The 24,915-nt window shown below is 71.5% G+C and carries 21 protein-coding genes; 8 read left to right on the forward strand and 13 right to left on the reverse strand.

The annotated features are described in order from the left end of the window. Positions 1–7: 7 nt before the first annotated feature. Positions 8–1,435 carry a glycoside hydrolase family 26 protein gene (locus ABT070_RS04255; protein WP_351754319.1) on the reverse strand — a complete coding sequence of 476 codons (1,428 nt, stop codon included), beginning with the start codon at positions 1,433–1,435 and terminating at the stop codon, positions 8–10. A gap of 162 nt (positions 1,436–1,597) precedes the next feature. On the opposite strand from ABT070_RS04255, the gene ABT070_RS04260 reads away from it, so the two are divergent. After that, on the forward strand, positions 1,598–2,941 hold the full coding sequence (locus tag ABT070_RS04260) for a carboxylate--amine ligase (protein ID WP_351754322.1): 1,344 nt from the start codon (positions 1,598–1,600) through the stop codon (positions 2,939–2,941). Next, positions 2,941–4,185, forward strand: coding sequence for an FAD-dependent oxidoreductase (locus ABT070_RS04265; RefSeq protein ID WP_351754325.1), 1,245 nt, complete (start codon positions 2,941–2,943; stop codon positions 4,183–4,185). Before ABT070_RS04260 ends, ABT070_RS04265 begins: the two co-directional genes overlap by 1 nt. A gap of 51 nt (positions 4,186–4,236) precedes the next feature. On the opposite strand, the gene ABT070_RS04270 is transcribed toward ABT070_RS04265, so the two are convergent. From ABT070_RS04270 to ABT070_RS04280, 3 genes are all read right to left on the reverse strand, one after another. Then, entirely contained in the window at positions 4,237–5,406 is a 1,170-nt protein-coding gene (locus ABT070_RS04270) for a chaplin family protein (RefSeq protein ID WP_351754328.1), read from the reverse strand. A gap of 106 nt (positions 5,407–5,512) precedes the next feature. Beyond that, a complete protein-coding gene (locus ABT070_RS04275) occupies positions 5,513–5,740 on the reverse strand; it encodes a chaplin (RefSeq protein WP_351754330.1) in 228 nt (75 codons plus the stop codon). Positions 5,741–6,042: 302 nt separating this feature from the next. Continuing rightward, positions 6,043–6,453: a rodlin gene (locus ABT070_RS04280; protein WP_351754333.1), complete on the reverse strand. Its 411-nt coding sequence runs from the start codon at positions 6,451–6,453 to the stop codon at positions 6,043–6,045. Between the two features lie 228 nt (positions 6,454–6,681). Between ABT070_RS04280 and ABT070_RS04285 the strand changes: the two genes are divergently transcribed. The 3 genes from ABT070_RS04285 (at position 6,682) to ABT070_RS04295 (ending at position 8,776) form a co-directional block, all read left to right on the forward strand. Further along, positions 6,682–7,086, forward strand: coding sequence for a rodlin (locus ABT070_RS04285; RefSeq protein WP_351754336.1), 405 nt, complete (start codon positions 6,682–6,684; stop codon positions 7,084–7,086). 110 nt (positions 7,087–7,196) lie between these two features. Then, a complete protein-coding gene (locus ABT070_RS04290) occupies positions 7,197–8,240 on the forward strand; it encodes an LCP family protein (protein WP_351754458.1) in 1,044 nt (347 codons plus the stop codon). A 128-nt stretch (positions 8,241–8,368) separates the two neighbouring features. Beyond that, the gene (locus tag ABT070_RS04295) at positions 8,369–8,776 is read left to right on the forward strand and encodes a rodlin (RefSeq protein WP_351754339.1); all 408 of its coding nucleotides are present in this window, start codon (positions 8,369–8,371) and stop codon (positions 8,774–8,776) included. Between the two features lie 125 nt (positions 8,777–8,901). On the opposite strand, the gene ABT070_RS04300 is transcribed toward ABT070_RS04295, so the two are convergent. From ABT070_RS04300 to iolC, 9 genes are all read right to left on the reverse strand, one after another. Then, complete coding sequence (locus ABT070_RS04300; protein ID WP_351754341.1) at positions 8,902–10,452, reverse strand: VWA domain-containing protein; 1,551 nt, start codon at positions 10,450–10,452, stop codon at positions 8,902–8,904. 141 nt (positions 10,453–10,593) lie between these two features. After that, positions 10,594–11,448, reverse strand: coding sequence for an ABC transporter permease (locus tag ABT070_RS04305; protein WP_351754344.1), 855 nt, complete (start codon positions 11,446–11,448; stop codon positions 10,594–10,596). Further along, positions 11,445–14,099, reverse strand: a complete 2,655-nt coding sequence (locus ABT070_RS04310) for a CocE/NonD family hydrolase (protein ID WP_351754346.1) — start codon at positions 14,097–14,099, stop codon at positions 11,445–11,447. Before ABT070_RS04310 ends, ABT070_RS04305 begins: the two co-directional genes overlap by 4 nt. Positions 14,100–14,209: 110 nt before the next feature. Then, a complete protein-coding gene (locus ABT070_RS04315; RefSeq protein ID WP_351754349.1) occupies positions 14,210–15,613 on the reverse strand; it encodes an APC family permease in 1,404 nt (467 codons plus the stop codon). Between the two features lie 254 nt (positions 15,614–15,867). Continuing rightward, positions 15,868–17,370, reverse strand: a complete 1,503-nt coding sequence (mmsA, locus tag ABT070_RS04320; protein WP_351754351.1) for a CoA-acylating methylmalonate-semialdehyde dehydrogenase — start codon at positions 17,368–17,370, stop codon at positions 15,868–15,870. A 14-nt stretch (positions 17,371–17,384) separates the two neighbouring features. Next, the gene (iolD, locus tag ABT070_RS04325; protein WP_351754354.1) at positions 17,385–19,277 is read right to left on the reverse strand and encodes a 3D-(3,5/4)-trihydroxycyclohexane-1,2-dione acylhydrolase (decyclizing); all 1,893 of its coding nucleotides are present in this window, start codon (positions 19,275–19,277) and stop codon (positions 17,385–17,387) included. Next, positions 19,274–20,110: a 5-deoxy-glucuronate isomerase gene (iolB, locus tag ABT070_RS04330; protein WP_351754357.1), complete on the reverse strand. Its 837-nt coding sequence runs from the start codon at positions 20,108–20,110 to the stop codon at positions 19,274–19,276. The genes iolD and iolB overlap by 4 nt, the downstream gene beginning before the upstream one ends. A gap of 7 nt (positions 20,111–20,117) precedes the next feature. Beyond that, positions 20,118–20,987 carry a Cgl0159 family (beta/alpha)8-fold protein gene (locus tag ABT070_RS04335; RefSeq protein WP_451099389.1) on the reverse strand — a complete coding sequence of 290 codons (870 nt, stop codon included), beginning with the start codon at positions 20,985–20,987 and terminating at the stop codon, positions 20,118–20,120. Between the two features lie 11 nt (positions 20,988–20,998). Continuing rightward, the gene (iolC, locus tag ABT070_RS04340; RefSeq protein WP_351754363.1) at positions 20,999–21,967 is read right to left on the reverse strand and encodes a 5-dehydro-2-deoxygluconokinase; all 969 of its coding nucleotides are present in this window, start codon (positions 21,965–21,967) and stop codon (positions 20,999–21,001) included. Between the two features lie 178 nt (positions 21,968–22,145). Between iolC and ABT070_RS04345 the strand changes: the two genes are divergently transcribed. From ABT070_RS04345 to ABT070_RS04355, 3 genes are all read left to right on the forward strand, one after another. Further along, positions 22,146–23,072 (forward strand): sugar phosphate isomerase/epimerase family protein, encoded by a 927-nt coding sequence (locus ABT070_RS04345; RefSeq protein WP_351754366.1) that lies wholly within the window; start codon positions 22,146–22,148, stop codon positions 23,070–23,072. A 269-nt stretch (positions 23,073–23,341) separates the two neighbouring features. After that, a complete protein-coding gene (locus ABT070_RS04350; protein ID WP_351754461.1) occupies positions 23,342–24,175 on the forward strand; it encodes a helix-turn-helix domain-containing protein in 834 nt (277 codons plus the stop codon). 448 nt (positions 24,176–24,623) lie between these two features. Next, positions 24,624–24,824: a helix-turn-helix transcriptional regulator gene (locus ABT070_RS04355; RefSeq protein ID WP_020131726.1), complete on the forward strand. Its 201-nt coding sequence runs from the start codon at positions 24,624–24,626 to the stop codon at positions 24,822–24,824. Positions 24,825–24,915: the final 91 nt, after the last annotated feature.

Genomic DNA, 24,915 nt, shown 5'->3' on the forward strand with positions numbered 1-24,915 from the left:
CCGCGGTTCACTCGTCGCCCGACCACCAGTCCAGTCGGAAGCACAGCTTGCCGCCGATCCAGTACTCGACCCAGTCGCCGAGGTTCATCGGAATGCAGTTCGCCGTGGGTTCGGTGGAGGGTTCGGTCGGAGGGTCCGTCGAGGGCGACGGCTCCACGGGGGGTTCGACGGAGGGCGCCGGGCTCGTCGGTGGCGTGCCCGGCTCGTCGGTGCGGCCGGACAGCAGCGAGCGGTAGACGGCGGACGACTCCGGGTTCTGCCCGCACTGCCACACGCCGTGCGGGCAGTAGTCGGTCACCGTGTTGTACAGCGGTTTGTGCTCGTCCATCCAGGCGAGCATGCGCCGCATGTATTCGGCGTTGTCACCGTTGCGGAACAGTCCCCATTCGGGATAGGAAATGGGCTTGCCATGGCTTTTGGCGAAGTCCACGTGTGCCTGGAGCCCGTAGGGTTCCTTCACCTGCTCGTCGAAGGACAGGCCGGTCGGCTGGTCGTAGGAATCCATTCCGAGAATGTCGACCGTGTCGTCCCCCGGATAGCACTCGGTCCACGGAACGGCGTCCTTGCCGCGGGTCGGCGTGAAGTCGAACCTGAATTTCTGGCCCGGCACCGAGCGCATGGTGGAGACGATCCTGTTCCAGTACTTCTTCCAGGCCTCCGGGTCCGGCCCACACCGATGGGTGTACGTGATGCCGTTCATCTCCCAGCCGAGCACGATGACCGTGTCCGGCACCTTCAGCGCGACCAGCCGCTCGGCGAGAGCCCTGAAGTGGTGATCGAACTCCCCGGCCGCCCCTTCCCGCAGCAGCCCGCGCACCTCGTCGTCGGACACCCCCTCCTCGTTGCGTTCCATCATGGGCACGTTGAGGACGAGCATGCGGTCGTCCTTCTCCAGCCTCCAGTCCGCCCACACGTCGAGGAAACCGGGCGAGCCCTCGATGTTGCGCCACCGGTCGCCGGGCAGGTAGGTGTGGCCCACGCGCAGCTCCGCGCCGCCCAGCCACTCGCTGAGCTCGGCGATCCGGGCCACGCCCCGGGCGCCGTAGTCGAGGTAGGCGCCGAAGGCGGGGGCGTCCTTCGCGGGCGGGGCGGTCGGGGTGGAGGGGACGGGCGGCACGGACGGAGTGGAGGTCTCCGCCGGGGTCGGCGGGACCTCGGGGGCGGCCGGCGCCTCGGAGGACACCGGCACCTCGGGGGCCACCGGAGCCTCCGGTGTCGCGCTCGGGGCGGGTACGACCGGTTCGGGCTCGACGGGTGCGGGGAGGGTCACCGCGGCCGTCGGGACGGTCGGGGTGGGAGCGGGAGGATCGGCTACCCGCACCACCCCCGCACCCGCGGCGAACCCAGGTCCGGACGCCAGCGCGGCCGACGCCGCGACCGCTGCCGCGACGACGGCCAGCCGTCGGGACCGCGTGCGTCGCTGCTGTGGGGCCATGCCTGCTCCTTTCTCCACTCTTGCGTAACGCGCAAAGACCGCGCATTACTGACACTCAGTCATATGAAAGTCACACGAAAAGGAATTACGCCACCGCCGTTACGGCTTTCGAGTGCCTCGATCGCCCATACCGGTGAACTGAACCGAAGGACCCGGAAAAAAATGCCCGAGTCGCTGCTCGACACCCGCGTCCCCGCCGTTCTGCTGCGGATCGACCGGAATCCCTTTCACCACGGAACGCTGGGTGCCGTGCGCTCCCTCGGCAGAGCCGGAATCGACGTGCACGTGGTCGCCGACTCCACGGGAAGTCCCGTACGCAAGTCCCGTTTCGTACGCCAGTTGCATCCACCGCCGCGACCCGGCGCCACCCTCGCCGACATCGCCGCCACCCTGCTGCGGGTGGCCGCCCGCATCGAACGGCCCGCCGTGCTGATCCCGATGGACGATGCCGGCGCGGTCGCCGTGAGCCGTCTGCGCGAGGAGCTGGCGCCCGCCTACCTGCTGCCGCAACAGCCCGGCACGGTGCCCGAACGCGTCGCCGACAAGGCCGAACTGACCAGGCTGTGCGCGGCGGCGGACGTGCCGCACCCGCTCACCGTGATCCCGGACAGCGCGTCGCAGGCCGCCTCCGCCGCCTGGCGGCTCGGCCTGCCGGTGGTGGCGAAGTGGAGCCGCCCCTGGCTGCTGCCCGCCGATTCGGGGCTGCGCAGCACACTCGTGGTGCGCTCCACCCAGGAGGCGCGCGACCTGTACCTGCGCACCGAGGAGGCCGGCAGCCGGCTGCTGCTCCAGGCCTTCCTGCCGCCGGGACCGGACCGCGACTGGTTCTTCCACGGGTACGCCGACCGCTCCGGCGCGGTGGGCGGCGGCGGCCCGGGCCGCAAGCTGTGCGCCTGGCCGCGCGGCGCGGGGCTCACGGCGGTGGGCGAGTGGACCGAGAACCCGCAGGTGCGGACGCTGGCCCAGCGGCTCACCGACGAACTCGGCTACCGGGGCATCTTCGACCTCGACTTCCGCCGCTGCGGCACGACGGGCGACTACCACCTGCTCGACTTCAACCCGCGCCCCGGCGCCCAGTTCCGGCTCTTCGCCGACGGCGGCGGACTCGACGTCGTCCGCGCGCAGCACCTCGACCTGACGCACCGTCCGCTGCCGGCCGGGGCGCCGCTGCCGGGCCGGGCGTTCGTCGTGGAGAACTACGCACCGCTGGCGGCACTGCGACCGGCCCGCCGCGGCCGTGAACTGGCCTGGCACGCGGGCGACGACACCGCTCCCGGCCGGGCCATGTGGGGCCTGTGGGGCGCCCATGTCGCCCGTCGGCTGCTCGACCGGCTGCGCCGGGCCGGCGCCTCGGGCGCGGCCGGGGTCCGGCCCCGCGTGGTCCGCCAGGCGACGCCGCCCACACCGTCCCTGACGGACCTGACCGAACCGCCGCCGAGCGCACCGGCCCCGACCGCGCCTGCCCCGGCCGCACCGACCGACGACGAGAAGGCGAGCAGTTGCTGATGTGCGACCTGCTGGTGGTGGGCGCGGGCCCGTACGGCCTGTCCATCGCGGCGCACGCCGCGGCCGCCGGGCTGAAGCTTCGCGTCTTCGGCCGGCCGATGGCCTCCTGGCGCGACAACATGCCGGGCGGGATGTTCCTGAAGTCCGAGCCGTGGGCCTCCAACCTCTCCGACCCCGAGGCTCGCTGGCGGCTCGACGCGTACTGCGCGACCCAGGGCGTGACGACCCGGCACGGGGAGCCGATCCCGGTGGAGATGTTCGCCCGGTACGGGCTGTGGTTCGCCCGCAACGCCGTCCCCGACGTCGACGAGCGCACGGTGACCCGGATCATGTCCCGGCCGGGCGGCTTCGAGGCGGTCACCGCGGACGGCGAGACCGTGCGGGCCCGGACGATCGCCCTCGCCGTGGGCGTCATGCCGTTCGTCGAGATCCCGGCCGCCCTGCGCGGACTCTCCCCCGACCTGGTCTCGCACAGCAGCCACCACGGAGACCTCGACCGCTTCCGCGGCAGGGACGTCACGGTGATCGGCGGCGGCCAGGCAGCACTGGAGACGGCCGCGCTGCTCGCCGAACAGGGCTCCCGGGTAAGGGTGTTGGTCCGCGCGGAGCGACTGCGCTGGAACGATGTGCCGCCGCCCTGGGAGCGCCCGTGGTGGCGGTCGGCCCGTTCCCCGCAGAGCGGGCTCGGCTGCGGCTGGCGCAACTGGTTCTACGCGGAGCGCCCGGGCTTCTACCGCCGGCTCCCGGAACCGACCCGGGCGCGCATCGCGGCGACGGCGCTCGGCCCGGCCGGCGCCTGGTGGGTACGGGACCGGGTGGAGGGCTCCGTGCGGGTACGTCTCGACCACGAGGTGACAGCGGCGCGAGCGGTCCCGGGCGGGGTACGGCTGGAGGTGGGCGGAGCGGACTCCTTCGAGACCGAGCACGTGATCGCGGCCACCGGCTTCAAGGCGAGCCGTGACCGGCTCGGACTGCTCTCCGGCGAACTGCGCGGGGCGCTGGCCACGGTGTCCGACGGTTCCCCCGAGGTGGGCCGGGGCTTCGAGTCGTCCCACCCCGGCCTGTTCCTGGCCGGTCTGGTGACGGCGGCCGGCTTCGGCCCGGCGATGCGCTTCGTGTACGGCGCGACCTTCACGGCGGGGACCCTCGTCCGGGGCGTACGGCGTCGGCTGCACGCGGGCGTGCCGAGCGGGGTGATCCCGGCGCCGGGTCGGCACGGGGCGTCGCAAGCCGTCCGGCGCTGAGCCGGACGGAGTGCGGGTGCCGGACGCGAGGGCGTCCGGCACCCGGTGCGTTCACCGACGGGACGCGGCTCGGCCTCGCCGGTACAGGACGGCGCCGCCCGCGATGAGCACCGCGCTCACGCCGGACGCGGCCAGCAGAGCGGCACGCTCACTGCCGGTGTGCGGCAGCTGCGGCGGCGAGTTGTGCCCACCACCGCCCTCCGGAGGCGCGGTGTCCTCGCCGTGCGGAGGCGGAGTGGAGTGCCCGCCGTGCGGAGGCGGAGTGGAGTGCCCGCCGCCGTGCGGAGGCGGGGTCGTGTGACCACCGCCGGGTGGAGTGCTTCCGCCACCACCGTGGGGAGGCGGGGTCGTGTGACCACCGCCGGGCGGGGTGCTGCCGCCGCCGTGGGGAGGCGGAGTGGTGTGACCGCCGCCGGGCGGGGTGCTGTCCCCGCCGTACGGAGGCGGGGTCGTGTGACCACCGCCGGGTGGAGTACTGCCACCGCCGTGGGGAGGCGGGGTCGTGTGACCACCGCCCGGTGGCGTGGTGTGGCCCCCTCCGGGAGGCGGGGTCGTGTGACCGCCACCGCCGCAGGTGTCGCCGTAGCCCCCGCAGTCGTCCCCAGGGCCGTGGTGCTCATGGCCGGACTCGCCGTAGCCGGACTCGCCGTGACCGGAACCGCCGTAGCCGGTGTCGCCGTGGCCGGACTCCTCGTCACGGGACTCGCCGTAACCGGAACCGCCGTGACCGGTATCTCCGTACCCGGAGCCGCCGTGGCCGGACTCCTTGTCATGGGACTCGCCGTAACCGGAGCCGCCGTAGCCTGAATCCTCGTCGCGGGACTCGCCGTAGCCGGTATCTCCGTAACCGGAGTCGCCGTAACCGGAGTCGCCGTGATCGATGTCGCCGTGATCGGTGTCGCCGTAACCGGAGTCGTCGTCGCGGGACTCGGGGTCGTCGTGCGGTGTGCCGTGGGAGCGATGCCCGTTCGCGTCCGAGAGGTTGGCGCAGGAGTTGCCGAAGGCCGGGTTGAGCGCGGCGACGATGTCGACCGAGTTGCCACAGGCGTTCAGCGGAACGTGCACCGGTGCCTGGACGGCGTTGCCCGACAGGACCCCGGGCGAACCCTTGGCGGCTCCATCGGCTGTTGAGTCGGCGAGGGCGTGGCCGCCCGCGCACAGGGACAGAATGCCCGTCGCGGCGGCGGCCGCGACCATTCCCCTGCTCAGGGTCTGTCGCAATCTCGTTGTCTTCCTGCTCGGAGAAGTGGGAAAAGCCGGCCCTGGACCACAGCGATGTCGTCCAGGGCCGGCCTCGATCCAGCGGTACGGCTGGTGTGCCGCGTCGTCAGTCGTTGATGCAGACGTTGCCGGCGGCCGGGTTCAACGCGGCGAGGATGTTGATGGTGTTGCCGCACACGTTGATCGGAATGTGGATCGGAACCTGGACGACGTTGCCCGACAGGACGCCCGGGGAGCCGATGGCGGCCCCGTTCGCACCGGCGTCGGCGAAGGCGGGGGCAGCCCCGCCGAGGGCCAGGATCAGACCCGCGACAACAGCAGCGCTCTTCTTCATGAGTTTCCCTTCTCTGCGGTCATGCCCAGATGACGGTCGAAACCGAGCGAGCGCAACTGGAACGTCTCGCACCATGACCCGCAAGCTGCAAACGAGAGATAGACGGCCGAAGAAACTAAGAAACGCGCTTCGTACAGGAATTCACTCGAACGCCTTCAGGTAATTAACACGAACGGCCCACCGAAGAGGAAACGATTCGCCTGAGATATCAGAAAAATGACAGGACGTCAGCGGGAGAAATGCGGTGGCCGGACGGCCCGCCGGGAACGGAACGGGCCGCCCGGCGGGCCGTGCCGGGGACGTCAGTGGTTGGCCACACCGTTGCCCGAGAGGGCCGAGATGTCGTCCAGGATGTGCGACAGCGGCTCGTCGCCCTTGGCCTGGGTACTGTTCTCGGCGCACTGCTGGTCCTGCGGGGAGGCCAGGACGTTGACGTCCTGGACGTCGATCGGGACAGCTCCGAGGATGCTTTGCACGCCCACCTTGAGAGGCAGGCCGACGCACAGCTTGTTCAGCGAGCTCTGGACGAGCGTGGCCTGCGGGCTCAGGTCGCCCTTGGTCACCGAGTTCCCGAACGACTCGTGCGCGCCGTTGCCGCTGGCGGAGGTGGTGCCGGCATCGTTCCCGATGGCAAGCGCCTGGGGGGCGACCGCCGCGGACATACCGACGACGGAAGCGGCGACCGCCGCCGTGGCCATTGCCTTCTTGAGCATTTCGCTTTTCCTTTCGCTGCCCTGACTCCGAGCCAGGACCATGTATCTGCTCCCGAACCAACCGGGCATGCCGGGTTTGGTTGCGGCCCTTCACCCGATCGGTTTTTCCGACCCGATGACCGGATTGCCCCGCAATAGGCCATCGGAGTGAATGGGGCAACCAAGCCGGGCCGTGAGCGTTGATCAGAACGCTCCGGTGGACGGGGTTTCTCACGAAGGGACTTACAAGTGATCAAGAAGGTACTGGCTGTCGCAGCGGTCGCCGCCTCCGTCGCCGGCGTCTCCGCAGCGGCCCCGGCGTTCGCCATCGGCAACGACAGCGGCACCACGTCCGCCAGCGGCAACGGCGCCAGCCAGTCGTTCGGCAACTCCGCCACCTTCGGCGACATGAGCCCTCAGATGGCACTCATCCAGGGCTCGTTCAACAAGCCGTGCATCGGCCTGCCTGCCAAGATCGGTGCGCAAGGCCTCCTCGGCGCCGTCCCGATCAACGTCCAGGACATCAACGTCCTGTCCTCGCCGCAGAACCAGCAGTGTGTCGAGAACAGCACCCAGGCCAAGGGCGACGAGGCGCTGTCGCACATCCTGGACGACATCTCGGCCCTCTCGGGCAACGGCGCGGCCAACCACTGAAGCCACGCGCTGAACGGGTTCTTTTCCCGAGCCCCGGGGTGGATTATCCGCCCGGACAGCGGGCCGCCGGATCATCGGCGGTCCGCTGTTCTAGCGTGCGGCGCGTGACGATGAAGAGAAACCTTTGGCCACGACGCCTGGCGATTCCCGGAATCGTCCTGGCCGCCACGGGCGCGCTGCTCGGCAGCTCCGCCCTCCCCTCGCTGCCCGGACTCCACGGCCGGGAAGACGCCCCGCGCGGGCTGAACATCCTGCTGATGGGCACCGACGAACGCGACACCCTCACCACCGCCCAGAAGCAGAAGTTCCACGCCGGCGGCAAGCCCTGCGGCTGCTCGGACGTCCTGATGCTGGTCCACCTCTCGGCCCGCCGGGACCGCGTCAGCGTGATCGGCATGCCCCGTGACTCCGCCGCGGAGATCCCGCCGTACCGGGCCAAGCCCGGGGCCAAGGAACGCCCGCCGCACCCCGCGAAGCTCAACGCGGCCTATCAGGAGGGCGGTCCGGAACTCATGATCCGGACCGTGGAGTCGATGGCCAAGGTCAACATCGACCGGTTCCTCCAGGTGGACTTCCGGCGCTTCATGAACAGCGTGGACGAGGTCGGCGGCGTCGAGGTGTGCACACCGCGGCGGCTCAAGGACCCCGCGACCAGGCTCGACCTCAAGCCCGGCAAGCACCGGCTCGGTGGCGGACAGGCGTTGCAGTACGTCCGTTCACGGCATGTCGACGGCAGCGCCGACCTCGGCAGGATCCAGCGTCAGCAGCGCTTCCTGGTCCAGGCGTGGCGGGAGATGAAGGAACGGAAACTCCTCACCCATCCGAGGCGTATGACGCATCTGGCGGAGATGCTGCTCGGGTCCAGGCGGCAGGGCTTCCCGGTCGGCGAACTCGTCGAACTGGCGGCCGCGCTGCACCGGCTGCCGGACTCGGCGACGGAGTTCACGACCGTGCCGATCGCCGGGTTCGCCCCGGCCCGCCTGGGCATCGGCGCGGCGCTGGCCTGGGACCGGAAGGAGGCGGACACGCTCTTCACGACGGTGCGCGACGACCGGCCGCTGATCGAGCGGGGTGCGGAGCCGAAGCCGAAGGACCCGCCGGACATCCTCGGCAGGACCGTACCGGTGCGCGGGAGCGCGTACGCCTGCCACTGAGGGGCTCGCGGCAGCGTCGCGCGGTGCGCTACGCCGATCGGGGCAATGCACGCAACCCTGGGCGGATTCGACGCGTTGTTGATCACGCAGCTCCTCCCCCGGAGTCCGCTTTTTCGAAGGGAACGAACATGAAGAAGCTGTGGGCAACCGCGGCCCTCGCCGCCTCGGTCGCCGGTCTCGCGGCGGTGAGTGCCCCGCAGGCCCTCGCCATCGGTGACGACAGCGGCACCACGTCCGCCAGCGGCAACGGCGCCTCGTCGGAGTTCGGCAACTCGGCCACCTTCGGCGACCAGAGCCCGCAGCTCTCGCTGATCCAGGGTTCGCTGAACAAGCCGTGCATCGGCCTGCCTGCCAAGCTGGGGCTGCAGGGCCTCGTCGGCGCTGTCCCGATCAACGTCCAGGACATCAACGTCCTGTCCTCGCCGCAGAACCAGCAGTGTGTCGAGAACAGCACCCAGGCCAAGGGCGACGAGCCGCTGTCGCACATCCTGGACGACATCTCGGTCCTGGCGGGCAACGGCGCGGGCAACGGCTGAGTCACAGCCCGACGTACCGCGACGGCGGGTCACCGTTTCTCCGGTGCCCGCCGTTTCGCGTGCCACTCGCGGTACGGGTTCTCGGCCGGCTCCGCCTGCCCGGCCGTCACGCGCACTGTTGCGCGCTAGAGGTCGAGACGGCTTGCGTCGGTGATGGCTTCGGCGAGGCCGCGGACGTCCTCGTCCTCGGTCCTGTCCGCCAGCGCATCGGCGGTTTCCCGGAGTTCGCCCAGGCCGGGGGCGTCCGGCAGCGGGTCCTCCGGGCGGCGCAGGGCGTCGGCGAAGTAGGCGGCCGTCGTCGTGACCTGGAAGCGGACGGATGCGTCGGCGAGCCGGTCGTGCAGGGCGTCGGTCTCCAGTGCGCCGGAGGTCTCGTGCGGGGTGCGGGTCTCGGGGTCGAGCCAGCGGACGGTCGCCGTGGCGAGGTGGCCGTCGGCGCCCGCCTCGGTGCGGACCGCGTAGAGGGCGGTGACGGTGTGGCCGGGGCCGACCTCGCCGCCGTCGACGCGGTCGTCACGGAAGTCGTCGTCGGCGACCCGGCGGTCGTCGTAGCCGACGAGACGGAACTCGGCGACGGTCTCGGGGTCGAAGGCGACCTGTGCCTTGGCGTCACGGGCGGTCAGCTCGACGTTCTGCGGGAGGTCGGTGGTGAAGACCTCGCGGGCTTCCTCCTCGGTCGAGACGTAGGTGGTGTGGCCGTCGCCCTTGTCGGCGAGGCGTTCCATCAGGGCGTCGCCGTACTCACTGCCGACGCCGACGCCGAAGAGGGTGATGCCGTGGTCGCGGCGGGCGGTGGAGATACGTTCCAGGATGGCGTCGGCGTCCGTTTCCCCGGTGTTGGCGAGGGCGTCGGAGATGAGGACGACCCGGTTCGTGGCGCCCTCGCGCAGACCCTCGACGGCGGTGGCGTAGCCGGTCTCGACACCGGCGCCGAGGTTGGTGGAGTCGGTGGGTTCCAGGCCGTCGACGGCGTCGTGGACGCGGCCGCGGTGGTCGCCGAGGCGGGTCATCGGAAGTACGGTCTCGGCCTCGCCGCTGAAGGTGACGAGGGCGACGGAGTCGTCGTCGCGGAGGCGGTCGGTCATCGTGCCGAGAGCGGACCTGGCCAGGTCCAGGCGGCCGGGTTCGCCCATCGAGCCGGACACGTCGATGACGAAGGTGAGGGCCGCGGGCGGGCGTTCGCCCTGCTTCCCGGCCGCCCGGGTGGCCAGGCCCACCCGGACCAGGGACCAGTCGTCGTCGCCGGTGCGGGCGCCGTCGACGGTGACCGAGAAGCCGTTGCCGTCGGGGCGTTCGTAGTCCTGGCGGAAGCTGTTGACGAACTCCTCGGGGCGGATCGTCGAGGGGTCCGGGCGCTGTCCCTCGGTGAGGGTGCGGCGGGCGTAGCCGTACGACGCGGTGTCGACGTCGAGGGCGAAGGTGGAGAGGTGGTCGGGGGCGGCCTTCCTGCCGTCCTCGCCGTCCTCGCCGTCCTCGGCGTCCTCGGCGTTCTTGCCGTCCTCGGCCGCGCGGGGTGCGCTCGGCGCGGGGAAGGCCTCGCCGCCGCGGGCCGCTCCGTCCGAGACGTCGCCGGTGCCGGAGTCGGAGCCGCCCGCGCCGCAGCCGGTGAGCAGCAGTGCGGTGGCCGCCGCGGTGGCGAACAGTCGCGGTATCCGGTGTGTCCGATGTGTCCTCATGTGCCGTGCCCCCTGTGTCCGTCGACGTCTGTGACTGTGACGGGACAGGGGGCCGGAACGTGCGACACGGGGTGTTGCGGATCCGTCTCGAACCGGGCACGAGGGCGGCCCTTCGAGACCGGTGGGTGACCCTCCGGTGACCTAGGACACCACGTCCTTGCGGGCGAAACCCCGGAAGGCCAGGGCGAACAGGACCAGGGCGTAGGTCACGGAGACGGCGGTGCCCTGGATCATGCCGGACCACTCGGGGGTCGGCTGGACGGCGTCGGCCCAGGCGAACTGCCAGTGCGCGGGCAGGAAGTCGCGCCAGTCGCCGAGGGCGGTGACGGCGTCCAGGACGTTGCCGACGATGGTCAGGCCGACCGCGCCGCCGACCGCGCCGAGCGGGGCGTCGGTCTTCGTCGAGAGCCAGAACGCGAGCCCCGCGGTGACCAGCTGGGAGACGAAGACGTATCCGACCACGATCACCAGCCGCTGGGCCGCGGTCCCCGGGTCGAGTGCGCCGCCCGTGGGCAGCTCCAGGGAGCCCCAGCCGTAGGCGGCGGAGCCGACGGCGAGGGCGACGACCGGCAGCAGGACCATCGCGGCCAGGCTGAGGCCGAGGCCGACGACGAGCTTGGACCAGAGCAGGCGGGCGCGGGGCACGGGTGCGGCGAGGAGGTAGCGCAGCGAGGACCAGCCGGCCTCCGAGGCGACGGTGTCCCCGCAGAACAGGGCGACCGGGATGACCAGGAGGAAGCCCGCGGACACGAACAGGTTGACGGCGGCGAAGTTGGCGCCGGACGCCGTCGCCGTGTCCATCAGGGTGACCTGGTTGTTGCGGCCGCCGGGCTCGCCGCCGATCGCGAAGGCGATGAGCAGGACGAACGGCAGGGCGGCGAGGATACCGCCCATGACCAGCGTGCGGCGGCGCTTGAGCTGGCGGACCAGCTCGACGCGCAGCGGCAGCGTGCGGCCCGCCTGGTAGCCGGAGGCGACCTCGGTGAGCGTGCTCATGCGGAACCTCCGATCAGGGTGAGGAAGGCGTCCTCCAGGCGGCGGTGCGGGCCGACCGCCTGTACGGGCACGTCGAGCCGGACGAGTTCGGCGACCAGGCGCTGGGCGCTGCCGTCGGCGTCCAGACGGACCAGCAGGCCCTCGGCGGCGGGGACCGCGGAGGCCACCCCCGGCAGTGCGGCGATCTTCTCGACGACCGGCTCCTCCACGGGCGTGGCGGTGCCCACGAGGAGGGTGTCGCCGGAGCCGACGATCTCGGCGACCGGGCCCGCCTGGACCAGCCGGCCCCGGTCCATGACCACGAGGTGCGTGCAGGACTGCTCGACCTCGGACAGGAGGTGGCTGGAGACGATGACCGTGCGGCCGGCCGCCGCGTACCGGATCATCACCTCGCGCATCTCGCGGATCTGCGGCGGGTCGAGGCCGTTGGTCGGCTCGTCGAGGATGAGCAGGTCCGGGAGGCCGAGCATGGCCTGGGCGATGGCGAGGCGCTGGCGCATGCCCTGCGAGTACGTGCGTACCGCGCGGGCGAGGGCGTCGCCGAGGCCGGCGATCTCCAGGGCCTCCTCGAGGTGGGCGTCCCCGGCGGGGCGGCCGGTGGCCCGCCAGTACAGCTCCAGGTTCTCCCGGCCGGACAGGTGCGGGAGGAAGCCGGCGCCCTCGACGAAGGAGCCGACGCGGGAGAGGACGGGCGCACCGGGGCGGATGGCGTGGCCGAAGACCCGGATCTCGCCGCCGTCGGGGCTGATCAGGCCCATCAGCATGCGCAGGGTCGTCGTCTTGCCCGCGCCGTTCGGGCCGAGGAGACCGAGGACCTGGCCCTTCTCGACGCGGAAGGACAGGTCGCGGACGCTGTAGCGGTCGCCGTTCGCGTACTTCTTGCTCAGGTCGGTGATCTGGAGCGGGACCTCGGCGAGCGAGGGGTCGGGGGCGGGTCCTGCGGTGCGCCGGCGGGCCGTCAGCAGCAGGGCGAGCGCGATCGCCGCGCCCGCGAGGGGCAGCCACCACACCCAGGACGGGAGGGGGGCGGCCGCGGTCGTCACGGCGGGGGCGGTCGGGACCTTCAGATCGCCCTTCATCGAGACGGTGTACGTCGCCGGGGCCATCGGGGAGGCGTAGCCGAGGTCGGTGGAGGCGAGGACCAGGCGCAGCCGGTGGCCCTCCTCGACCTTGTGGTCGATCGCCGGGAGCGTGATCGTGACGTCCTTGCCGGCCTTGGCGCCCTCGACGCGGACCGGGGTGACGAGCTGGGAGGGCAGCACCTGGCCGCCCTGGCCGCCGGCGCCGCTGACGTCGTAGACCTTGGCGAAGAGGACGGCGGTGTCGGCCGTCGACCTCACATGGACGGTGACCGTCGGGGAGCCGGTGACGCGCAGGTCGCCGGTGACCGGGGCGGAGTCGAAGGCCGCGTACTGGCCGGGGAAGTCGAGGGAGACGCCGACGCCGAGGGAGGAGAGCTGGGAGAGGCCTCCGCCGCCGAGGCCGGGCAGGGCCGAGACGGCGGGCGGGCTGGCGCCGGGCGGGTTGGCGAAGGACTGCTCCTCGCGGCGGCCGGTCAGCTCGAACGAGCGCTCGCCGTTCTCCAGGCCGGGGTAGCTGTCCGCGCTCGCGCCCCTGAGCCGGGCGGCGCCGTCGGTGGAGTCGACGCCTCCGGTGCGGGTGACGCGGAAGGCGGGGCCGGTGTCGGCGGCCTTGTCGTCCTTGAGGTAGCGGTCGAACCAGTCACGCACGCGTGCCTGGACGCGATCGCCCTCCATATCGCCGCCGTCATGGCCGCCCGAGATCCAGTCGACGTCGACGGGGGCGCCGTTGGCGCGGATCGCCTTCTCGGCCGCGTCCGACTGGGCGAGGGTGAAGAGGGAGTCGGTCTGGCCCTGGACGAGGAGGGTGGGGACCTTGATGCGGTCGGCGACGGCGGACGGCGAGCGCTGTTCGAGGAGCTCGCGGGCGGCGGCGTCGGGGGTGCCGGACTCGGCGACGCGGTCGTACATCGCGGCCAGCGCGGGTTCGAAGCGGGCGGACCCGCCGCCCGTGTTGAAGAAGATGCCGGCCCACAGCTTCTTGAACACGCCGTCGGGGAACAGGGCGTCCGCGAGGTTCCAGTAGGTGATCGCGGGGGCGATGGCGTCGACGCGGTCGTCGTAGCCCGCGGCCAGCAGGGAGATCGCGCCGCCGTAGGAGGCGCCGGCCACGCCCACCCGGGGGTCGCCGGTCTTGTCGAGCTGCACCTGGGGCTGGGTCGCGAGCCAGTCGATCAGCCGGGAGACGTCGGCGACCTCGCCCTTCGGGTCGTTCAGCCCGATCTTGCCGGTGGACTTGCCGAAGCCGCGCGCCGACCACGTGAGCACGGCGTATCCGTCGCGGGCCAGCTTCTCGGCCTGCTGACGTACGTCGTCCTTGCTGCCGCCGAAGCCGTGCCCGAGGAGTACGGCGGGGCGGCGGCCGGCGGCGCCGGAGGTGAAGTACGAGGTGTCCAGGCGTACGCCGTCCACCGCCATGACCCGCTCGGCTTGGTGCACCGCGGGCGTGTCGTCGTCGGCGGCGACGGCCGTCCAGGTACCGGCACCGGCGAGTACGACCACGGCGGCCACGGCGGAGACGATCCGTCGCGGCCGCCGTGGTCCTCGCAGACCGGGCAGTCGAAGATCCATGCTTCAACCGTACGGCGTCAACCTGTCGTGGAGTTGTCGACCGTAGACCGAACTCGTCACCATCCCGGGGGCGTACGGGCCGGGCCGGCGTACACCAGTCGCGGTACGCGTCAGGCCTGCGCGTCGTCCGGGATCGACACCAGCCAGCGGGTGTCGCGGCGGGGGCGGAGGTAGAGGGCCCAGTAGAGGGTGGCGGCGGCGGTGATGCCGCCGGTCCACAGGAGGTAGGCCGTCTCCTGCTGCGTGAGGATGTAGCCGAGGACGACGATCAGCAGGACCGGCAGCACCGGCCACAGGGGCATGCGCCAGGCGTGGGTGTCCTTGTGGTGACCGCGGCGGGAGAGCAGGGCGGCGACCGCGACGAGCAGGTACATGCCGGTCACGGAGACGCCGGTGACCCCGTACAGGGTGTCCAGGTTCACGAAGCAGAGCAGCGCGCCGGGGATGCCGACGGCGAGGGTCGCGACCCAGGGGGAGCCGAACCGGCCGAGCTTGGCGAAGACGTCGTTGACGGGCTGCGGCCAGGCCTTGTCGCGGGCGGAGGCGAACAGGACGCGGGAGTTCTGGATGACCATCACGATGCCGGCGTTGATGATCGCGAGCGCCACGCAGAGGCTGACGAAGGTGCCGACGGCCGAGTTGGACCAGGCGGTGACCATGGCGCCGATGTCGCCGCCGGTGAGTTCGGTGAGGTCGGAGGCGCCGAAGGTGATGGCGACGACCGGGACCAGGATGATCACGGAGGAGATGGCGAGGGTGGCGAGGACCGTGCGGGCGACGTTGCGACGCGGGTTCTCCAGCTCCTCGGAGAGGTAGACGGCGGTCGAGAAGCCCTGGGTGACGAAGAGGGCGATGGCGAGGCCGGAGACGACCAGCATGGCGGTGACGGTGTCGGTGTGGCCGTCGGCGCCGGCGACCTGCATCGAGACGAGGCTGCCCGCGCCGCGGTGGCCGTGGGCGAAGCCCAGGACGGCCACGACGGCCGCCGCGATGACCTCGAGGACCAGGAAGACGCCGGTGATCCAGGCGTTGGCGCGCAGGTCGAGCAGGCCGGCGAGGGTGGCGAGCAGCATGACGGCGGCGCCCGCGAACGAGGGGTCGAGGTGGACGACCGGAGCCAGGTAGTCGGCCGTGCCCATCGCGATCACCGGCGGGACGATCATGACGACGAGCAGGGAGAGGACGAAGACCAGCCAGCCGGCGAGCCGCCCGGCCAGCGTCGACACCATGGCGTACTCGCCGCCCGCGCTGGGGATGAGGGTGCCCAGCTCCGAGTAGCAGAACGCCACGGCGATACAGAGCAGCGAGCCGATCGCGATCGTGAGGGCGGTCGCGGTGCCGAGCGAGCCGAAGAGGTCCGGGACGACGACGAAGAGGGTGGAGGCGGGGGTGACGCAGGAGAGGGTGAGGAGGGTGCCGCCGACGACTCCGATGGAGCGCTTGAGCTTCTGGGGGCCGTCGGGCACCGGCGCCGGGGGCGCGGTGGTGACGACGGGGCGGAGCGTGTCGGTCATGCGGCGGGTCCGATCGACTCGTGCGGATGGCTCCGGCGGCTGTGGTGGTGCTGCATGGAACCCCGACGAAAACCGGCACGTCAATAGGTTTTCACCTACGGAATCCGTATGTGAAGGGCGGGTTGGGCTGCGCTTACGGTCGTTCGCCGCAAGTAACTCCGGTAGCCGGGCACGTGCGGGAACCGCAGGCGGGGCGTCGAAAAAACGTGAAGCCGTCCGGAGTCCGGACGGCTTCACAGGGGGAACTTCGACGGTCAGTGGTTGCGGGGGAAGCCCAGGTCCACACCGCCGGGGCCGTCGGCCGGGTCCGGCCAGCGGGTCGTGACGACCTTGCCGCGGGTGTAGAAGTGGGTGCCGTCGTTGCCGTAGATGTGGTGGTCGCCGAAGAGCGAGTCCTTCCAGCCACCGAAGCTGTGATAGCCCACGGGGACCGGGATCGGGACGTTCACACCGACCATGCCCGCCTCGACCTCCAGCTGGAACCGGCGGGCCGCGCCACCGTCCCGGGTGAAGATCGCCGTGCCGTTGCCGAACGGCGACGCGTTGATGAGGGCCAGGCCCTCCTCGTAGGTGTCCACGCGCAGCACCGTCAGCACCGGGCCGAAGATCTCGTCCTGGTAGGCCTTCGCGGTCGTGGGGACCTTGTCCAGCAGCGAGATGCCGATCCAGTGACCGTCCTCGAAGCCCTCGACGGTGAAGCCGGTGCCGTCCAGGACGACCTCCGCACCCTCCGCCGCCGCGCCCGTGACGTAGGACGCCACCTTGTCGCGGTGCACCTTCGTGATGAGCGGGCCCATCTCGGAGGCGGGATCGTTGCCGGGACCGATCTTGATCTTCTCGGCGCGCTCGCGGATCTTCTGCACCAGCTCGTCGCCGATCGCGCCGACGGCCACCACGGCGGAGATCGCCATGCAGCGCTCGCCCGCCGAGCCGTAGGCCGCCGAGACGGCCGCGTCCGCCGCCGCGTCGAGGTCCGCGTCCGGGAGGACCAGCATGTGGTTCTTCGCGCCGCCCAGCGCCTGGACCCGCTTGTGGTGCGCGGCGGCGGTGGTGTGGATGTAGCGGGCGATCGGGGTCGAGCCGACGAACGACACGGCCTTGACGTCCGGGTGCTCCAGGAGACGGTCGACCGCCACCTTGTCACCGTTGACGACGTTGAAGACGCCGTCCGGCAGCCCCGCCTCCGCGAGCAGCTCGGCGATCTTCAGGGACGCCGACGGGTCCTTCTCCGACGGCTTCAGCACGAAGGTGTTGCCGGTCGCGATGGCGATGGGGAACATCCACATCGGCACCATCGCCGGGAAGTTGAACGGCGTGATGCCCGCCACGACACCCAGCGGCTGCCGGATCGACGACACGTCGACGCGGCTGGCCACCTCGGTCGACAGCTCGCCCTTCAGCTGCACCGTGATCCCGCACGCCAGGTCCACGATCTCCAGACCGCGCGCGACCTCGCCCAGCGCGTCGCTGTGCACCTTGCCGTGCTCGGCGGTGATCAGCTCCGCGATGGCGTCCCGGTTCGCGTCCAGCAGGGCCCGGAACTTGAACAGGATCGTGGTCCGCTTCGCCAGCGAGGACGTACCCCAGGTGGCGTAGGCGTCCTTCGCGGCGGCCACCGCGGCGTCGACCTCGTCGACGGTCGCGAAGGCGACCTTCGTGGTGACGGCGCCGGTCGCCGGGTCGGTGACCGGCCCGTACGTACCCGACGCGCCTTCGACGGTCTTGCCGCCGATCCAGTGGTTGACGATCTTCGTCATGACCGAGTGCTCCTTCACAGATGGCGGCGTCGGGTAGAGACGTGCCGTTCGTACAGCTCACGTGCCTTGACCGCGGACGATCGGGTCGCGGTCTCGGCCACAGGTACATCCCACCAGGCCTGCGCCGGCGGCGGGCCCGACACAGTGTCGGCCGTTTCCGTCTCGACGTAGACACATGTGGGAGTGTCGGCGCGGCGCGCCTCGGCGAGGGCCTCGCGCAGTTCGCGGACGGTCTTCGCGCGCAGCACGCGCATGCCGAGGCTGGCCACGTTGGCGGCCAGGTCGACGGGCAGCGGGGCCCCGGTGAAGGTGCCGTCCTCCGCGGTGTAGCGGTAGGCGGTGCCGAACCGCTCGCCGCCCACCGACTCCGACAGACCGCCGATCGAGGCGTAGCCGTGGTTCTGCACGAGCAGGAGCTTGATCGCGATCCCCTCCTGCACGGCCGTCACGATCTCCGTCGGCATCATCAGGTACGTGCCGTCGCCGACCAGTGCCCAGACGTTGCGCTCGGGAGCGGCCAGCTTCACACCGATCGCGGCCGGGATCTCGTACCCCATGCAGGAGTAGCCGTACTCCAGGTGGTACTGGTCCCGGGAGCGGGCCCGCCAGAGTTTGTGCAGGTCGCCGGGGAGCGAACCGGCCGCGTTGATGATCACGTCCGACTCGTCGGCGAGGGCGTCGAGGGCGCCGAGCACCTGCGGCTGCGTCGGCCGTACGTCCGGCTCCTCGGCCTCGTAGCAGGCGTCGACGCGCTGTTCCCAGCGCTCCTTGTCCTCGGAGTACTCGGTGACATAGGCGTCGGTGACCCGGTGGCCGTGCGTCTGGAGGGCCGCGGTCAGCTCGCCCAGGCCGCTGCGGGCGTCCGCGACGAGCGGCAGACCGGCGAGCTTGTGGCCGTCGTAGGGCGCGATGTTGAGGTTGAGGAAGCGGACGCCGTCGGCGGCGAACAGGGTGTTGGAGGCGGTGGTGAAGTCCGTGTACCTGGTGCCCACGCCGATCACCAGGTCCGCCGTGCGGGCGAGTTCGTCCGCCGTCGCCGTACCGGTGTGGCCCACGCCGCCCACGTCCTGGGGGTGGTCGTAGCGCAGCGAGCCCTTGCCGGCCTGGGTGGAGGCGACCGGGATGCCGGTGGCCTCGGCGAACTCGGCGAGCGCCTCCTCGGCGCGGCTGTGGTGGACCCCGCCGCCGGCGACGATCAGCGGGCGGCGGGCGGCACGGATCGCGCGGACCGCTTCGGCGAGTTCGACCGGGTCGGCGCCGGGACGGCGTACGGCCCAGGTGCGCTCGGCGAAGAACTCGTCGGGCCAGTCGTAGGCCTCGGCCTGGACGTCCTGGGGCAGCGCGAGGGTGACCGCGCCCGTCTCCACCGGGTCGGTGAGCACGCGCATCGCCTGGAGGGCCGCCGGGATCAGGGCCTCGGGGCGGGTGACGCGGTCGAAGTACCTCGACACCGGCCGCAGGGTGTCGTTGACCGACACGTCGCCCGCGTAGGGCACCTCGAGCTGCTGGAGCACCGGGTCGGCGACGCGGGTCGCGAAGATGTCGCCGGGCAGCAGCAGGACCGGGAGGTGGTTGACGGTCGCCAGGGCGGCGCCGGTGACCAGGTTGGTCGCGCCGGGGCCGATCGACGTCGTCACCGCGTGGGTGGACAGGCGGTTCGACTGGCGGGCGTAGCCGACGGCCGCGTGGACCATCGACTGCTCGTTGCGGCCCTGGTGGAACGGCATGTCGTCGCCGTACTCGACCAGCGCCTGGCCGAGGCCGGCGACGTTGCCGTGGCCGAAGATGCCCCAGGTCGCGCCGATCAGCCGCTGCCGTACGCCGTCGCGCTCCGTGTACTGGGCGGCGAGGAAGCGGACGAGTGCCTGGGCGACCGTCAGCCTCGTCGTCGAGGTCTGCGCCGTCATCGGTAACCCCCTGTGCTTTCTACGTGGTCCGGGTGGAAGCAGATCCGCCACTCCCGTGTCTCGCCCGGTCCCGCCATGACGTTCAGGTAGTACATGGCGTGGCCGGGCTGGGCGATGGCCGGGCCGTGCCAGCCGTCGGGGACGAGCACGGCGTCGCCGGAGCGGACCTCCGCGAGGACGTCGGATCCGCCTTCGCGTGAAGGGGATACGCGCTGATAGCCGAAACCGTTCGGGCCGTCGATCTCGAAGTAGTAGATCTCCTCGAGTTCGGCCTCCTCGCCCGGCCGGTGCTCGTCGTGCTTGTGCGGCGGGTACGAGGACCAGTTGCCGCCCGGGGTGATCACCTCGACGGCGATCAGCTTGTCGCAGTCGAAGGCGTCGGCGGAGGCGAAGTTGCGCACCAGACGGGCGCAGTTGCCACTGCCGCGCTCTTCGACGGGGACCTCCGGCGCGGGGCCGTAGCGGGCGGGGAGTTGTCGCTCGCACTTCGCTCCTGCCAGGGCGAAGCGGCCTCCCGCGCCGGAGGCGATCTGGACCCGGGCGTCACGGGGAACGTACGCGAAGTCGGTTACCGACGCGAAAACGCTCTCCCTGCCCAGGAGTTGGAACTCTTCACCGGCTGTTTGCACGGTACATCCGCCCGCCAGCGGAAGGACGATCCACTCACTGTCACCGGTGGTGAAGTGGTGCGTGCCGCCCGGCTCCAGCTCGACGATCCGCAGACCGCAGTAGCCCCAGCCGGCTCGCTCGGGATCGATGTCGAGGGTGTAGCCGGCGCCGGTGGTGGTGCCGTGCGGGATGTACAGGTCGTGGTGCGGCTCGGTGTTCGTCATGCGGCCCTCACAGCAGTCCTACGGCGGTGTCCACGGCGGCGGCGACATCCCCGTCCGGCGGGTAGAGCAGCGATCGGCCGACCACCAGGCCCCGGACGGTGGGGAGTTGGAGCGCCCCGCGCCACTTCTCGTACGCCCCGTCCTGGTCCTCGCCGACCTCGCCGCCCAGCAGGACGGCGGGCAGCGTGGACGTCTGCATGACCTCGGCCATGTCGTCGGGGTTGTCGGTGACCGGGAGCTTCAGCCAGGTGTAGGCCGAGGTGCCGCCCAGGCCCGAGGCGATGGCGATCGACTTGGTGACGGCCTCGGCGGAGAGGTCGTTGCGCACCTTGCCGTCGGGGGTGCGGCGGCTGATGAACGGCTCGACGAAGAGGGGGAGTCTGCGGGCGGCCATGTCGTCGATGGCGCGGGCCGTGGACTCCAGGGTGGTGAGCGAGCCCGGGTCGTCGTAGTCGATGCGCACGAGCAGTTTGCCCGCGTCGAAGCCGAGCCGCTCGATGTCCTCGGGGCGGTGACCGGTGAAGCGGTCGTCGAGCTCGAAGACGGAGCCCTGAAGACCGCCGCGGTTCAGTGAGCCCATGACGACCTTGCCGTCGAGGGCGCCGAGGAGGAGCAGGTCGTCCAGGATGTCGGCGGTCGCGAGGACACCGTCCACGCCGGGCCGGGAGAGGGCCAGGCACAGCCGCTCGAGCAGGCCTGCCCGGTTGGCCATGGCCAGCCTGTCGCCGCCGACGCCGAGCGCGCCACGGGCCGGGTGGTCGGCGGCGACGATCATCAGGCGGCCGGAGTCGCCCAGCAGCGGCCTGCGGGGGCGGCGGGCGGCCGCCTCGGCGATCGCCTCGGGGTGCTGTGTGCGCAGGCGGACGAGTTCGGAGATGTCGACGGTCGTCACAGGACGGCCCCCGCCTTGAGCGCGGCTTCCACTTCGTCCGGCGTCGGCATCGCGGAGGAGCACTCCAGCCGGGAGGCGACGATGGCGCCCGCGGCGTTGGCGTGACGCATGATCTTCTCCAGGTCCCAGCCCGCGAGCAGACCGTGGCAGAGGGAGCCGCCGAAGGCGTCGCCGGCCCCGAGGCCGTTCAGGACGTTCACCGGCAGCGGCGGGACCTCGGCGGACTCGCCCTTGCTGTTGACGGCGAGGACGCCCTTGGGGCCCTGTTTGACCACCGCGAGTTCTACGCCGGCGTCCAGCAGCGCCTGCGCCGCCGCCCGGGGCTCGCGCACTCCGGTGGCGACCTCCACCTCGTCGAGGTTGCCCACGGCGACGGTGGTGTGCTTGAGGGCCTCGGCGTAGAACGGGCGGGCCGTGCCGGCGGGGTCGCCCCCGGCCGGGTCCTTCCAGAACATCGGCCGCCAGTCGAGGTCGAAGACCGTGGTGCCGGCCTTGGCCCGGTGGGCCAGGGCGGCGAGGGTCGCCGTACGGCTGGGCTCCTCGCTCAGGCCGGTGCCGGTGACCCAGAAGATGCGGGTCTCGCGGACGGCGTCGAGGTCGAGTTCGTGGGCGTCGATCTCCAGGTCCGGCGCCTTGGGCTGCCGGTAGAAGTACAGCGGGAAGTCGTCCGGTGGAAAGACCTCGCAGAAGGTGACGGGCGTCGGCAGGCCGGGCACCGGGGTGACCCAGCGGTCGTCGACGCCGAAGCCGCGCAGGGCCTCGTGCAGATAGGTGCCGAAGGGGTCGTCGCCGGTGCGGGAGATCACCGCCGTCTCCCGGCCGAGGCGGGCGGCGGCGACCGCGACGTTGGTCGCCGATCCCCCCAGGAACTTCCCGAAGGACGTGACCTGCGGCAGTGGGACGCCCGTCTGTAGCGGATAGAGGTCCACCCCTATCCGCCCCATGGTGATCAGGTCGTACGCCATCGAGTTCCCTTCATATCGACTCGTCCCCGTGAGTCCGCTCGTGGCACGTCCTCGGCGCACGTCCCCGTATCGGCTCTCACGGCTTTGTAGCCCCGCGCGGCGGGCCCTGTCAATGTTTTGTCCAGACATTCGGACCAGCCCTTGACACCCCCTTCGGTGAGACAGCACGCTGACGCCCATGACGTCGTTGTCACCTCAGTCACCAGTTTCCGGTGTTTCCCGCATCCGTGTCGGATCCGCTCCCGACAGCTGGGGCGTCTGGTTCCCGGACGATCCCGCCCAGGTCCCCTGGCAGCGCTTCCTCGACGAGGTCGCGCAGTCCGGCTACGAATGGATCGAGCTCGGCCCCTACGGGTACCTGCCGACCGATCCCGCGCTCCTCACCGAGGAGACGGCCAAGCGTGGCCTGAAGGTGTCCGCGGGCACGGTCTTCACCGGCCTGCACCACGGCGAGGCCGTCTGGGAGAAGACCTGGGCGCACGTCGCGGACAACGCTGCGCTCGCCCAGGCGATGGGCGCCGAGCATCTGGTCGTCATCCCGTCCTTCTGGCGGGACGACAAGACCGGCGAGGTGCTGGAGCCGGACACCCTCACCCCCGAGCAGTGGCGCAACCTCACCTCGCTGACCGAGCGGCTCGGCAAGGAGGTGCGGGAGCGGTACGGCCTCCGGATCGTCGTCCACCCGCACGCCGACACCCACATCGACAGCGAGGAGAACGTGGTCCGGTTCCTGGACGGAACCGACTCCGGCCTCGTGTCGCTGTGCCTGGACACCGGGCACTACGCGTACTGCGGCGGCGACAGCGTCAAGCTGATCGAGACCTACGGCGAGCGGATCGGGTACCTGCACCTCAAGCAGGTCGACCCGGAGATCCTGGCCGACGTGCGGGCCAACCAGGTGCCGTTCGGGCCGGCCGTCGCGCGGGGCGTGATGTGCGAGCCGCCGACCGGGGTGCCCGCGTTGGGGCCGGTGCTGGAGGCCGCGCAGAAGCTGGATGTCGATCTGTTCGCGATCGTCGAGCAGGACATGTATCCGTGCGAGCCGGACGCTCCGCTGCCCATCGCGCAACGTACGCGGGCGTTCTTGAGGTCGTGCGGGGCGTAGACGCGCCCACCGGGGTGCCGGGCTCCGCGTCCGCGCGAGTGCAGGTTGTGTGCGGCTTGCCGCGCCCACGCGGCGGAGCCGCATACGGATACAGCCCCGCGCCCCTTAACGGCGTCGCCCCTGCCGTAGCACCATAAGGGCCCATGACTGCGAGCGTGGTACGCACCCGGTCTGGACAAGGACCCGGCGGGTCATGGGAGTTCACCCTCGCCGCGCCCCATCCGCGGTTGCGGCCCGGGGTGATCGGCTATCGCGGGGTCCGGGTCGCCATGAACCGGCCGCGGCGGCGGCTCGAGGCGCCCATCGGCGCCTCGACGCTGCTGCTGGGGTTCGATCAGCCGGTGCGGATCTCGCGGGCGGGACAGGCTCCGGACACGCTGGTGTCCGTGTACTGCGGGCCTACGACCACACCGGCCGTCGGGGAGCACGGCGGGCGGTTTTCGGGCATCGAGGTGCTCATGGCGCCCTGGGCCGCGTTCACCCTCTTCGGCACGCCCCAGCACGAGCTCGTCAACCGCACCGTCGACCCCGACGCGCTGCCGCACTCGCTGGGCTCGCCGCTCGGTGAACTCGCCGCCGCGCTGGCCGCGTTGCCCGGCTGGGCGGACCGGTTCGGGCTGCTCGACGAGGTCCTCACCGGATGGCGGGAGGCCGGCACACCGAGTTCGGAACGGGTGGCGCGGGCCTGGTCGCTGCTGGTGCGGACGGGCGGCGCGATACCGGTGCCCCGGCTGGCCGAGGAGGTCGGCTGGAGCGTCCGGCACCTGGAGAACCGGTTCCGTGAGCAGATCGGGCTCGGTCCCAAGGCCGCGGCCCGGGTGCTGCGGCTGCAACGGGCCCGTCGGCTGCTGGCGGAGGGGCGGAGCGCGGCAGAGACCGCCGCCCTCTGCGGCTTCTACGACCAGGCTCATCTCAGCGGTGAGTTCAAGGCGATGACGGGGTGCACTCCGAGGGAGTTCGCCCAGGCCAGGCGTCTTCCGGCGCAGGTGTCGCCGGGGGCGGACCGGCTGGACGGGGAGGCGACGAGCCTGGTCCTGCCGGCCCGCCCGGAGGGCTGGTCCGGACCGGGTGCGCATTTTTCCAAGACCCGCCGCATTGGCTGAATACAGGCTGGGGGTCTGCCAGTTGATCCGGCGATTTCCGGCCGTTCCGGGTGCTTCGCGCGCTCCGGGCACTTCGGTCGTTCTGGTCGTTCCGGGGGGATGGCGGGGAGCGGGAACGGGTCGGGCCTGTCGCAGCGGGCCCGGCCCGGCTCCTGTCGGCGCCTCGCCCCGCTCAGCGGCTGAACCTGGCGACCTCGGGGCATTTGTCAACGCACCCCTCCCATGAGCCCCGCACATGCCTTTGCTTCACCTGTGTCACAAATTCCCCTGTTCCGTCACGCATGTCGCATGTACGCGGGTCTTGTGTCACATGCGGTCAACAGCCACTTTCGCACCGTCACCGACTGTCGTTCACGGGGCACAGGCTTGGTGATCGCCAGCGCAGCGCCGGGCTCCCCCGGGCGGCCTCCCGGCCGCCGACCCCCGCGCGCGCAGGGAGGTGCAGCTCATGACCGACCGAAGGCTCTGGTCGTACAAAGAGATCGCGGCGCACATCAAGGTGCAGCCGGACACCGTGCGGTCCTACCGCAAGCACGGACTGCTGCCCCAGCCCGACCACGTCGAGGGCGGCAAGCCCTTCTGGTACGCCGACACCGTGCGCGCCTGGGTCGCCTCCCGGCCGGGCAACCGTGGGCGCGCGCTGGACTGACCCGGCGCCGGACGAGAACCGGCTGTGCCCCACGGGCGCGTGGGGCACAGCGCCGCGGGCGCGTGGGGCACAGCGCCGCGGGCGCGTGGGG

The organism is Streptomyces sp. NPDC002884 (genome assembly GCF_040295245.1).
Taxonomy (GTDB): Bacteria; Actinomycetota; Actinomycetes; order Streptomycetales; family Streptomycetaceae; genus Streptomyces.

Bases quoted from the DNA above. Each gene is read 5' to 3' on its own strand.
- ABT070_RS04255 (WP_351754319.1), bottom strand. From the start codon at position 1,435: ATGGCCCCACAGCAGCGACGCACGCGGTCCCGACGGCTGGCCGTCGTC.
- ABT070_RS04260 (WP_351754322.1), top strand. From the start codon at position 1,598: ATGCCCGAGTCGCTGCTCGACACCCGCGTCCCCGCCGTTCTGCTGCGG.
- ABT070_RS04265 (WP_351754325.1), top strand. From the start codon at position 2,941: ATGTGCGACCTGCTGGTGGTGGGCGCGGGCCCGTACGGCCTGTCCATC.
- ABT070_RS04275 (WP_351754330.1), bottom strand. From the start codon at position 5,740: ATGAAGAAGAGCGCTGCTGTTGTCGCGGGTCTGATCCTGGCCCTCGGC.
- ABT070_RS04280 (WP_351754333.1), bottom strand. From the start codon at position 6,453: ATGCTCAAGAAGGCAATGGCCACGGCGGCGGTCGCCGCTTCCGTCGTC.
- ABT070_RS04290 (WP_351754458.1), top strand. From the start codon at position 7,197: ATGAAGAGAAACCTTTGGCCACGACGCCTGGCGATTCCCGGAATCGTC.
- ABT070_RS04295 (WP_351754339.1), top strand. From the start codon at position 8,369: ATGAAGAAGCTGTGGGCAACCGCGGCCCTCGCCGCCTCGGTCGCCGGT.
- ABT070_RS04300 (WP_351754341.1), bottom strand. From the start codon at position 10,452: ATGAGGACACATCGGACACACCGGATACCGCGACTGTTCGCCACCGCG.
- ABT070_RS04305 (WP_351754344.1), bottom strand. From the start codon at position 11,448: ATGAGCACGCTCACCGAGGTCGCCTCCGGCTACCAGGCGGGCCGCACG.
- ABT070_RS04310 (WP_351754346.1), bottom strand. From the start codon at position 14,099: ATGGATCTTCGACTGCCCGGTCTGCGAGGACCACGGCGGCCGCGACGG.
- ABT070_RS04315 (WP_351754349.1), bottom strand. From the start codon at position 15,613: ATGACCGACACGCTCCGCCCCGTCGTCACCACCGCGCCCCCGGCGCCG.
- mmsA (WP_351754351.1), bottom strand. From the start codon at position 17,370: ATGACGAAGATCGTCAACCACTGGATCGGCGGCAAGACCGTCGAAGGC.
- iolD (WP_351754354.1), bottom strand. From the start codon at position 19,277: ATGACGGCGCAGACCTCGACGACGAGGCTGACGGTCGCCCAGGCACTC.
- iolB (WP_351754357.1), bottom strand. From the start codon at position 20,110: ATGACGAACACCGAGCCGCACCACGACCTGTACATCCCGCACGGCACC.
- iolC (WP_351754363.1), bottom strand. From the start codon at position 21,967: ATGGCGTACGACCTGATCACCATGGGGCGGATAGGGGTGGACCTCTAT.
- ABT070_RS04345 (WP_351754366.1), top strand. From the start codon at position 22,146: ATGACGTCGTTGTCACCTCAGTCACCAGTTTCCGGTGTTTCCCGCATC.
- ABT070_RS04350 (WP_351754461.1), top strand. From the start codon at position 23,342: ATGAACCGGCCGCGGCGGCGGCTCGAGGCGCCCATCGGCGCCTCGACG.
- ABT070_RS04355 (WP_020131726.1), top strand. From the start codon at position 24,624: ATGACCGACCGAAGGCTCTGGTCGTACAAAGAGATCGCGGCGCACATC.